This is a genomic window from Betaproteobacteria bacterium (assembly GCA_009693245.1).
In the GTDB taxonomy this organism is placed as follows: Bacteria; Pseudomonadota; Gammaproteobacteria; order Burkholderiales; family SHXO01; genus SHXO01.
Map to the genome: position 1 here is coordinate 1 of SHXO01000102.1, position 10,777 is coordinate 10,777.

Sequence of the window (10,777 nt, forward strand, 5' to 3'; positions counted from 1 at the left end):
CAATTTGAAGAAGCGCTGAGCCGGGATGCGGCGTTTCCCATGGCGCTCGATTATTTGGCACGTTTGGATGTCTACGAAAAGAAACCTGAGCACGCGAAGCAGCGCTTTGTGGCCGTGCTGGAGAAATATCCGAATAACGAAATCGCGGCGCTTAGTTACTCGGCATTCCTGAAATCGCAAAGGGGAACTTTCGAGGATGTGGTGGCACCCCTTAAGGCGGTGGCCAGAGGTAACCCGGCCGCGGTTCGCGCGCGCATAGCCCTTGTGCAGTTTCATTTGGCCAATAATGACCCCAAGACCGCGCTTGCGATCGCACAAGAAGCCGAATCGGCGGCGCCGCGAAATCCGGCGGTAATCGAATTACTGGGTCAAACGCAACGTGACGCAGGGGAATTGAACCAGGCCATTACCACCTATATGCGCCTAGCTTCTCTTCTCCCGGAATCCCCGACGCCTCTGTTGTTGCTGGCCGAACTGCACAATGCCTCTGGCCAGCACCTAAAGGCGGTGGAGGCTCTCAAACGAGCAGTTAGTCTGCAACCTAATCTCGTCGCCGCCAAACGCGCCCTTGTCTAGGCCTACATGGAAAGCAAGGAGTTCGCGGAGGCCGCGACACTGGCGGCGAGCATCCGTGAAGGGCGGCCGAAGGATCCCGTTGGCCATGCCTTATTGGCGGATGTATATGTGGCGGCGCAGCTTTGGCCTAAAGCGCTGGATGTATTGGAGCAGGGCATGCGCATGGCACCCGATCCTGGTTTAGTGCGGCGGTTGCATTTGGTTCATCTGCGCCATGGCAAAGCGGACCAGGCAAATGCGGTCGTGGCGAGGTGGCTGAGCAGTTATCAGAAAGACGTAGTGATTCGCCGCTACATAGCTGAGAACGCCATACTCAGGAAGGACTTTGTAACGGCCAAGCGGTATTTCCAAGAGATTCTTGCGTTACAACCTAAGAACGCGGAGGATCTGAATAATCTCGCGTGGACCCTCGCACATATTAAGGATCCCCAGGCCCTTGGTATTTCGGAGCAGGCCTACGCGCTTGCACCCAATTCCGCAGCGGCGGCCGATACATTGGGCTGGCTCTTGGTGGATCAGGGCGATTTCGGGCGAGGACTTCCCTTACTCGAGAAGGCTGCGAAGCTTGCGCCAGACGCCATGCCTGTCCGGCTCAATTTCGCACGCGCATTGATTAAAGCCGGTAAGAAGGACGTCGCACGAAGGGAGTTGGAAGAGTTGTCCAGCAAGAGCCTCCGCTCGGCGGCCCAGGGCGAAATCAAGGCGCTACTGCGCCAGTTGGAGGCGTCGTGAAGGTTAGGAGGGTTCGGCGTTCTTTGCCTCTTGCGAGAGACAGTCTGTGCCGATAAGCCATCCGAGCGGTGTACCAATGGGATCTATGACACCTGCAGCGCTTGCGCATCCGGGCTCTTTCGCTCCAAGATACAAAACTGGCCCCGTTGTATGTATGTCCTCGCCAACGTCCCAATCCACAAGCGATTTGAGTTGATTGCCATTCCTTGCGGCAGTGCATCGCAGATTTTGCCCATCTTGACGGCGAAGCCACATGGCGACCATATCCCGGCCTTCGTTCCAAGCCGATAACACGGCCTGGATAGGAGTGCGCGCACTTGCCACGCAGAGATTGATGGCTTTGAAGTATTCGGAGAGATTTTTTGCCCATCCCTGTCCTGCCTCTTTGATGGGCGCGTCCTGGATGATCTTGGGGCCCATCGCAGGTGCTACGTCCCCCGGATAGTCCGGCCGAGCTTTCAGATTGCCGATACGCGTGGTGTAGCTTTGCTCCACGCACGCGGGGGGATCCGCGTTCTTCTGGCATTGGCTGCGCTCGCCCCACCATTTGCGCTGATCAGATTCCAAGGACCGCTTCGCGCCCGGGTCGGTGCCCCGGAGCAGCCGCGCGTAGACCATCGCTAAATCGAGATCTAGTTCGGATAACCGCGCGCTGGCGCAGATGGTATTTTCGATCCACGTGCTGGCCTTGGTACACAGAAAACTTGGTGTTGCCGCGGCGCAGGGCTGGGTGAAGAAAACGACACTGGCCAAAAGGGCGGGGACAAATGTGCGAGATAGGTACATAGGGATCTCCGAAGTTCTCCCTAATCACGGCTCATCCCCGTGGAACTACAGTGCGACTTTCGCCGGCCACCGGCGTCAAGTGCCTGGTAGCTTGTGTCCCGCGAAATCTTCCCGCAGTTTGGTCTTGAGCAACTTTCCGGTGGCCGTGTGGGGGAGCTTATCGACGAACACCACGTCGTCGGGCATCCACCACTTGGCGATCTTGCCATCGAAGAATTTGAGCATTTCCTCGCGGGTTAGGCTCGCCTCCGGTTTCCTCACCACGATCAGCAAGGGACGTTCGTCCCACTTGGGGTGGGCAATGCCGATGACCGCAGCTTCGGCTACACCCGGATGGGCCACCGCAAGGTTTTCAAGGTCGATGGAGCTAATCCATTCACCGCCCGATTTAATGACGTCCTTGGAGCGGTCGGTGATCTGCATGTAGCCGTCCGCATCGATGGTGGCCACATCTCCCGTGGGAAACCATCCGCCTCGCAGCGGGTCGCCGCCTTCGCTCTTCAGATAGGAAGACGTGATCCAAGGTCCTTTGACAAGAAGGTCGCCGAAGGTCTTACCGTCCCAAGGAAGTTCCTTGCCTTCGCCGTCGACAATTTTCATGTCTACGCCGTACACGGGGCGCCCCTGCTTGTTTTGTAACTGCAGGCGTTGTTCCTTGGTCCAGCCGGAGTGTGCTGACTTGAAGGTGTTCACCGTACCCAGCGGGCTCATCTCCGTCATGCCCCAAGCGTGCAACACTTGCACGCCGTACTCCTCCTGAAACGTACGGATCATGGCGGGCGGACAGGCCGATCCACCGATGATAGTGCGGTTCATGGTGCTGAATTTGAGCCCGCCTTGTTGCATGAATTGCAGTAGCGCGAGCCAGGCAGTGGGGACGCCGGCGGAAACGGTCACGCGCTCCGCCTCGAACAATTCGTAGAGGCTTTGGCCGTCCATCTGCGCGCCGGGGAATACGATTTTGCATCCGCTCATGGCGCAGCCGTAGGGCAAACTCCACGCATTGGCGTGAAACATGGGTACGACAGGCAGCACCGTGTCGCGTGCTGAGAGATTAAGAGTGTCTGGCAGGGCGGCGGCGTAGGCGTGCAGGACAGTAGAGCGGTGGGAATACAGCACGCCCTTGGGGTTGCCCGTGGTGCCCGACGTGTAGCACAGGGAGGAGGCTGTGTTTTCCTCTAATTCCGGCCACTCGTAGTCGCCGTTTTCGTTGCCGCGCAGTTCCTCGTAACACAGCAGATTGGGGAAATTGGCCTTGGGCAGATGAGCTGCGTCCGTCATGGCAATCCATCCCTTGACGGCCTTGCATTGCGGCGCGATATTTTCCAGCAGCGGCGCCAGATTCGCGTCGAATAAAACGAAGCGGTCCTCGGCGTGATTGATGATGTAGACGATCTGCTCGGGGAAGAGCCGTGGGTTGATGGTGTGCAGCACCGCGCCCATGCCCGAGACGCCATAGAAGGCCTCGAAGTGCCGGTAGCCGTTCCAGGCGAAGGTTCCGATGCGCTCGCCTGGCTTCACGCCCAGACGGACGAGGGCTTGTGCCAACTGGCGCGAGCGTTGGTGGGCATCACGGTATGTGTAGCGGTGAATAGGACCCTCTATGCTGCGGGAGACGATTTGCGTATCGCCGTGGAATCGTTCCGCGTGCCTGATCAGGGAGGAGATCAGTAAGGAGGTGTTCATCATCAGGCCTTGCATGGCGTCCTCGTCGGGGTTGGAGTGAGTAGGGGGCGATTCTATCAATCGCCTTAAGCTAGAATCGCGGCCGCTGTGACATGATGACTCAAAAGCGGCGTCTGCCCGAAATAATGGAATTCTTTCTCGTTCAACTGTTGAATAGCCTGTCCTATGGATTGCTGTTGTTCATGCTCTCCAGTGGATTGACGCTCATCTTTAGCATGATGGGCGTGCTCAACTTCGCCCATGCGAGCTTCTACATGCTGGGCGCCTATCTCGCTTACCAGCTGACACAGCAGATCGGATTCTGGCCAGCATTGGTGGTGGCCCCTTTTTTGGTGGGGGCTCTGGGCGCCATGACCGAGCGCTACGGTCTGAGAACGGTGCACAAGTACGGCCACGTGGCCGAGCTGTTGTTCACCTTCGGCCTGTTTTACCTCATCGAAGAGGTGGTGCATTTGATCTGGGGCCGCGCACCCGTGGATTACAAGATTCCCGAAGCGCTCGACTTCACCGCATTCACCTTGTTCAGCACCAACTATCCCGCCTACCGTGTGTTCATGATGGGAGTGTCGGTGGCCATGCTGCTAGTGCTCTATCTCGTGCTCACGCGCACGCGCATCGGCATGATCATCCAGGCTTCTTTGTCTCATCCGAATATGGTCGAAGCCCTCGGCCATAACGTCCCGCGAGTGTTCATGCTGGTTTTCGGCGGCGGATGCGCGCTGGCGGGCCTCGCTGGGGTGATCGGCGGCAATGCCTTCGTCACGGAGCCGGGCATGGCGGCGGCGGTGGGCAGTATCGTTTTCGTCGTCGTGGTGTTCGGCGGGATGGGTTCCCTCGCGGGAGCCTTCATCGCGTCTTTGTTCTTCGGCGCGGTGCAGACCTTTACGGTGGCGCTCGACAGTTCCTTTCTCGACATGGTCACGGCCCTGGGTGTTCAAGTCGCGGAGGAGTCCAACTGGCGCAGCGTGCTCTCCATCACCATCGCGCAGACGGCACCGGTGTTGCCCTACCTGCTCATGGTGCTGATGCTCATCGTCAAGCCCACGGGTTTGATGGGCACTCGGGAGGGGTAGGCCATGAGCGAAGCCGTGCAGCCACGTCCCATCTTTCAAGTGCCCGCCAAGCTGGGTGGCAAGCGCGTGCTGCTATGGATCATCACGGCGGCGGCGATGGCGGTTCTCCCCTTGTTGTTCAAGAATAGCTTTGCAATGTCCTTGCTCAGCCAGATGGGCATCGCCGTGATCTTCGCGCTGTCCTACAACATGCTGCTGGGCCAAACGGGCTTGTTGTCCTTCGGGCACGCCGTCTACTTCGGCTTAGGGGCATACGTGTGTGCCCATGCTCTGAATGCCGTCGCGGCCAAGAGTTTCGCGATACCCGTGACCTTGCTGCCATTTATTGGGGGCTTCACCGGGCTCGCGTTCGGCATCGTCTTCGGATTTGTATCCACGAAGCGCTCGGGCACACCGTTCGCGATGATCTCCTTGGGTATCGCCGAGATGGTGGCCGCCTGCGCCCTCATGTTCCCAGGGTTCTTCGGCGGCGAAGGGGGTATCCCGACCAACCGCGTGGTGGGTGAGAAGTTTCTTGGCGTAAGTTACGGGCCTCAGATTCAGGTGTATTACCTGATCGCGGGCTGGTGCCTGTTGTGCATGATCGCCATGTTCGCCCTGACGCAAACACCGCTGGGGCGCATGGCCAACGCGGTGCGCGACAATCCAGAGCGCGCCAAATTCGTGGGATACAACCCCACCCATGTGCGATTTCTCATGCTGTGCCTGGCATCGTTTTTCGCTGGTATCGCGGGCGGTCTTGCCACGATCCACTATGAGATCGTCACGGCGGAAAACGTCGGCGTTGTGGTATCGGGCAACGTGCTCATCATGTCTTTCGTGGGGGGCGTGGGATTTTTCTACGGGCCCATCATCGGAGCCGTATTGGTTTCCTTCCTGCAATCCGCGCTCTCCACCTATACGCAAGCCTGGTTGCTCTATTTTGGTTTGTTTTTCGTGGTCATGATTCTGTTCGCGCCCGGAGGTATCGCCAGCCTGATATCCAAGCATGGCCCCGTGTTGAAAGGACGTTTGATGGGCCGGCTCTTGCCCAGCTACGCATTGGTGGCTCTGGCCGCCGCGGTGTTTCTCGCGGGCTTGGTCATGCTGGTTGAGATGATGTATCACATGAAATCGAGCGATACCGCCGAAGGATTTCCCTTTCTTGGGTTCGTGCTGGAGCCTTGGAAACCTGGCGCGTGGTTGGCCGGGGCTTGCGTCTTCGCCGCAGGCTTGGCGTTGATTGCGCTCAGTACCCGCCCCGTGCGCAATGCGTGGCAGAAAATCACGGAGCAACTGCAATCGCGAGACATCCGATGACCACGGCGCTAGAGCTTCGGAGCGTACACAAAAGTTTTGGCAAGACCGCCATCATCAACGGTGTGGATCTGGGCATTGCGCGTGGCGAGCGCCACGCCATCATCGGCCCCAACGGCGCGGGCAAATCCACGTTGTTCAATCTGATCAGCGGGCGCTTTCCCTTGAGCGCTGGGGAGATCCATCTCAACGGCCAGAACATCACCGGCATGGAGCCCCAGGAGATCAACCGCCGCGGGCTGGGGCGTAGCTTCCAGATCACCAACATCTTTCCCCGCATGTCCGTCTACGAGAACGTGCGTTGCGCGGTGCTGTGGTCCTTGGGATACCGGTACGCTTTCTGGAAACGAGTGAACGCCTTGCGCGATGCCTGCGAAAAAGCGGATGAGATCGTGGATAAGCTCGGGCTATCCATGCGCCGCGACCAGTTGGCGAGCGTGCTGTCTTACGCGGAACAGCGCGCACTGGAGATCGGCGTCACCATCGCCGGGGGGGCCGAGGTGATCTTGCTCGACGAGCCCACCGCCGGAATGAGTCATACGGAAACCCAGCATGCCGTGGAACTCATCCGCAACGTGACCCAAGGCAAGACCTTGGTCATGGTGGAGCACGACATGAGCGTGGTATTCGGTTTGGCCGACCGCATATCGGTCCTGGTCTACGGCAAGGTGCTGGCGAGCGATACGCCGGCCGCCATTCGCGCTAACCCCAGTGTGCAAGAAGCCTATCTCGGCGCCATGGAACACTGATGCTGGAAGTCAAGGATCTACACGCCTACTACGGCAAGAGCCACATCCTGCAAGGCGTGAACATGTCCGTGCAGGCGGGCGAGATCGTGGCATTGCTGGGGCGCAATGGCGTCGGGCGTTCCACCACCATCAAGGCCATCATGGGCCAAGTGGCGATGACGGGTTCCGTGCGCTTCAAGCAGCATGAGATCGGCGGCCTGAAAGCCTTCGTCATCGCGCGCAAAGGGCTAGGGTACGTTCCCGAGAACCGCGATATTTTTCCCACGCTGACGGTGAAGCAAAATCTGCTGTTGGGACAAAAGGACCGCAATCAGAAGGGCCGCTGGTCCCTGGAAGACATGTACAAGCTCTTTCCGGTATTGCGCGAGCGTGCCGGCGCGCCCGCGGGCGTGATGTCGGGAGGCGAACAGCAGATGCTCACGTTGTGCCGCACGCTCATGGGTGACCCGGACTTGGTGATGATCGACGAACCAACGGAAGGTCTCGCGCCCAAAATCGTCGAGCTTGTGGCGGGCCTGCTCGACGAGATGAAAAATCGCGGCGTCTCCATTTTGCTGGTGGAACAAAAACTCGCCATTGCCTTGAAAATCTCCCAGCGCCTTTACGTCATGGGCCACGGCCAGATTGTTTTTGAAGGCACGCCGGGCGAGCTCAAGGCCAACGAGCTTGTGCGCAAGGAGTGGCTGGAAGTATGAGCGGCATCGTCACCTACGCCGTTCAGAATCACTTTGGAATCATCACGCTGAACAACCCGCCCGTCAACGCCTTGGCCGTCAGCAAGGGCGTGGTTCAAGGCATCATGGATCACATGCAAGAAGGCGAGCACGACACGGGCGTGCGCGCGTTCGTGATCATTGGCGCGGGCAAGGCATTTTCAGCGGGCGCGGACATCTCCGAGTTTGGTAAGCCGCGCGCGCCCGAGTTGCTGACCGTGCCCGCGTTGTTGGCCTACATGGATACGGTGACCAAGCCCATCGTCGCGGCCATCCATGGGTTTGCCATGGGGGGCGGGTTGGAACTCGCCATGGCGTGCCATTATCGCGTGGCGGCACCGGGCACGCAGTTCGCGCTGCCGGAAGTCAAGCTTGGAATTCTGCCCGGGGCTGGTGGTACGCAACGATTGCCGCGTCTGATTGGCGTGCAGGCCGCGCTCGATATGATCGTCACGGGCGATTCCATCGATACCGCTAAGGCCCTCAAGATGGGGCTCGTGGATGAAGTGGCTCAAAAGGAGTTGCTGCGTGGCGCCATCAGCTTTGCCAACAGCGTGGCCAAGGAGGGCAATCCGTTGCGCCGCGTGAGCGCGTTGCCGCCACGGTTGGAGCAAGAAGCCGCGGATTTCTTTGCGCAAGCGCGCACGCGCATCGCGAAGGAGTACAAGGGCTATCCCGCTCCGCTCGTGTGTCTTCAGTGTGTGGAGAACGCCGTCTACATGCCTTTCGCCCAAGCCGTGGCGAAGGAGCGAGAACTGTTCGAAGGGCTGCGTGTATCCACGGAATCGAAAGCGCTGCGCCACCTGTTTTTCGCCGAGCGCGAGGCTTCCAAAATTTCCGGCGTGCCTCCGGATACCGCCGTGAGCGCCATCAAGAGTGTTGCCGTCCTGGGCGCGGGCACCATGGGCAGCGGCATCGCCATGAATTTTCTGAACGTGGGAATACCAGTCGCGATCGTGGAAATGACGCAAGAAGTCTTGGAGAAGGGGCTCAACGTCATCAAGAAGAACTACGCGGCCACGGTAGCGAAGGGCCGCTTATCGCAAGAAGCGATGGACCAGCGAATGGGAATGCTACGAGGAGGGACGGATTACGCCGCGCTCGCTCAAGCAGACTTGCTCATCGAAGCCGTGTTCGAGGACATGGAAGCCAAGAAGGAGGTCTTTCGCAAGCTGGACTGCGTTTGCAAACCCTCCGCGATCCTGGCCACTAATACCTCCACCTTGGATGTCAACGAGATCGCGGCCGTGACCTCGCGCCCGGACAAAGTGATCGGGCTGCATTTTTTCAGTCCTGCTAATGTGATGAAGCTGCTGGAGATCGTGCGCGCAAGTAAGACGTCCAAGGAGACGCTTGCCACTTGCATGCAACTATCCAAGACGATCAAGAAGGCGGGCGTGGTGGCCGGTGTATGCGACGGATTCATTGGCAACCGCATGTTGCACCGGTATACCCGCCAAGCGTCGTTCCTGTTGGAGGAGGGCGCCATGCCATGGCAAATCGACTGCGTGTTGGAGGACTTTGGTTTCGCCATGGGGCCGTTTCGCGTGGGGGATTTGGCGGGCCTCGACATCAGCTGGCGCATTCGCCAACGCCGCGCCCTCACCCGGCCCGCGAACGAACGCTATTCCAAGATCGCCGACCAGATCTGCGAAATGGGCCGCTTTGGACAAAAGACGGGCGCGGGTTGGTACCGCTACGAGGCAGGGAACCGCACGCCCGTACCCGATCCCGAAATCGAGGCCTTGATCGTGCGAAACTCCAAGGAGTTGGGCATCGCGCGCCGCGATATTTCAGACCAGGAAATCATGGAGCGCTGTATCTACGCGCTCATCAACGAAGGCGCCAAGATTCTTGACGAGGGCATCGCCCAACGCGCGAGCGACATCGACATCACCTACGTTCACGGTTATGGCTTCCCTCGCTTTCGTGGCGGCCCCATGTTCTACGCCGATACCATAGGGTTGGATAAAGTCCACGAAACCGTTTCGCGCTTTCACCGCGAGCAAGGCGATCCGTGGGCGCCCGCGCCATTGCTGGAGACGCGCGCCTTGGAGGGCGGGCGCTTCGGCTAGGGTGTCTTGCTCCTCCTCCTAAAACTCACGCTTTCGCCGCTATTCATCTGCGGCGTCACGATTGCCATTCGAAAGTGGGGAATGGGCATCGGCGGATGGCTGGCGGCGATGCCGATCAACGCCGGCCCCATTCTGCTTTTTTACTCCCTGGAGCAAGGCGAGACCTTCGCTGCCAGCGCCGCGCAATTCACGTTGGTGAGCGTCATGGGTGTCGCGGCCTACTGCTTGAATTACGCCTGGATGGCGCGGCGTTTTCGCTGGCTGTGGTGCCTGCTGGTTTCATGGCTTGTCTTTCTCCTGACGGTATTTGTCTTGCGAGATTGGTCCGTGGCGTTGTGGCCTTTGCTCGCGCTATCCGCGGCGAGCGTGCTCGCCTGCGCCTACCTCCTGCCGCGCACCAAACACGCGGGCGCTTGGCCAGCTCCCACGCGCTGGGATTTGCCGCTGCGCCTGCTGGCCGCCATCGCGCTCACCCTCTTGCTCACCTACCTCGCGCGCTGGCTGGGCCCCCATTGGAGTGGCCTGCTGACGGCGTTTCCCATCGCTTCCACGGTCGTTGCCGGCTTCACGCACGCCCGCCAAGGAAGTCACGCCGCCACCAATTTTCTGCGCGCCATGCTGAATGGCATGCCGGGATTCTGCTTGTTCTGCGCCGTGCTCGCCCTCACGCTGGTCCCCTACGGGATTCCTAGCGCGTTTGCGCTGGCACTTGCGGCGCAGCTGGGGGTGCAAGGTGCCGGGTTGTGGTGGATGCGGCGGCGCAGTTTCAAGTGGCGAGGTCGTGACGGCGTCTCTTAGTTGAAGCGGAAGTACAATCGGCTCTCCACTCGTAAACCGAGATCGAAAATGGGATTCGCCAAACCGGTTGTTCGCCTGTCAATGGACGAATACCTTGCATGGGAGCGAAAGCAGCCCAATAAGAACGAGTACTTCTTCGGCGAGATTCTCGCGATGGTTGGAACGACCGATGCGCACAACATCGTCGCGGGCAATATCTACGCTCTAGCGAGAGATCACCTGAAGTCCTCGCCTTGCCGCGTTTTCATGTCAGATGTGAAGGTGCGTCCAGGAACCGCCGAGGCGTATTTCTA

At 59.4% G+C, this 10,777-nt stretch carries 11 protein-coding genes; 9 read left to right on the forward strand and 2 right to left on the reverse strand.

From position 1 onward, the window contains the following. Both EXR36_14155 and EXR36_14160 read left to right on the forward strand, forming a co-directional pair. Nucleotides 1–576: tetratricopeptide repeat protein (locus EXR36_14155; GenBank protein MSQ60739.1), on the forward strand; the 576-nt coding region annotated here is incomplete at its 5' end. Between the two features lie 6 nt (nt 577–582). Then, nucleotides 583–1,308, forward strand: a complete 726-nt coding sequence (locus EXR36_14160; GenBank protein MSQ60740.1) for a tetratricopeptide repeat protein — start codon at nt 583–585, stop codon at nt 1,306–1,308. 3 nt (nt 1,309–1,311) lie between these two features. On the opposite strand, the gene EXR36_14165 is transcribed toward EXR36_14160, so the two are convergent. Together EXR36_14165 and EXR36_14170 are read right to left on the reverse strand one after the other, a co-directional pair. After that, nucleotides 1,312–1,926: a hypothetical protein gene (locus EXR36_14165; GenBank protein MSQ60741.1), complete on the reverse strand. Its 615-nt coding sequence runs from the start codon at nt 1,924–1,926 to the stop codon at nt 1,312–1,314. 243 nt (nt 1,927–2,169) lie between these two features. Beyond that, the gene (locus EXR36_14170; protein MSQ60742.1) at nt 2,170–3,795 is read right to left on the reverse strand and encodes a fatty-acid--CoA ligase; all 1,626 of its coding nucleotides are present in this window, start codon (nt 3,793–3,795) and stop codon (nt 2,170–2,172) included. 110 nt (nt 3,796–3,905) lie between these two features. On the opposite strand from EXR36_14170, the gene EXR36_14175 reads away from it, so the two are divergent. From EXR36_14175 to EXR36_14205, 7 genes are all read left to right on the forward strand, one after another. Beyond that, nucleotides 3,906–4,853 carry a branched-chain amino acid ABC transporter permease gene (locus EXR36_14175; GenBank protein ID MSQ60743.1) on the forward strand — a complete coding sequence of 316 codons (948 nt, stop codon included), beginning with the start codon at nt 3,906–3,908 and terminating at the stop codon, nt 4,851–4,853. Between the two features lie 3 nt (nt 4,854–4,856). Continuing rightward, the gene (locus EXR36_14180) at nt 4,857–6,152 is read left to right on the forward strand and encodes a branched-chain amino acid ABC transporter permease (GenBank protein ID MSQ60744.1); all 1,296 of its coding nucleotides are present in this window, start codon (nt 4,857–4,859) and stop codon (nt 6,150–6,152) included. After that, nucleotides 6,149–6,898: an ABC transporter ATP-binding protein gene (locus EXR36_14185; protein MSQ60745.1), complete on the forward strand. Its 750-nt coding sequence runs from the start codon at nt 6,149–6,151 to the stop codon at nt 6,896–6,898. Before EXR36_14180 ends, EXR36_14185 begins: the two co-directional genes overlap by 4 nt. Next, nucleotides 6,898–7,593, forward strand: a complete 696-nt coding sequence (locus EXR36_14190; protein ID MSQ60746.1) for an ABC transporter ATP-binding protein — start codon at nt 6,898–6,900, stop codon at nt 7,591–7,593. Before EXR36_14185 ends, EXR36_14190 begins: the two co-directional genes overlap by 1 nt. Next, the gene (locus tag EXR36_14195) at nt 7,590–9,686 is read left to right on the forward strand and encodes a 3-hydroxyacyl-CoA dehydrogenase (GenBank protein ID MSQ60747.1); all 2,097 of its coding nucleotides are present in this window, start codon (nt 7,590–7,592) and stop codon (nt 9,684–9,686) included. Before EXR36_14190 ends, EXR36_14195 begins: the two co-directional genes overlap by 4 nt. A gap of 6 nt (nt 9,687–9,692) precedes the next feature. Next, nucleotides 9,693–10,484 (forward strand): hypothetical protein, encoded by a 792-nt coding sequence (locus EXR36_14200; GenBank protein MSQ60748.1) that lies wholly within the window; start codon nt 9,693–9,695, stop codon nt 10,482–10,484. A 48-nt stretch (nt 10,485–10,532) separates the two neighbouring features. After that, nucleotides 10,533–10,777, forward strand: a 245-nt coding sequence (locus EXR36_14205) for a Uma2 family endonuclease (GenBank protein MSQ60749.1), incomplete at its 3' end; no start/stop codon positions are given.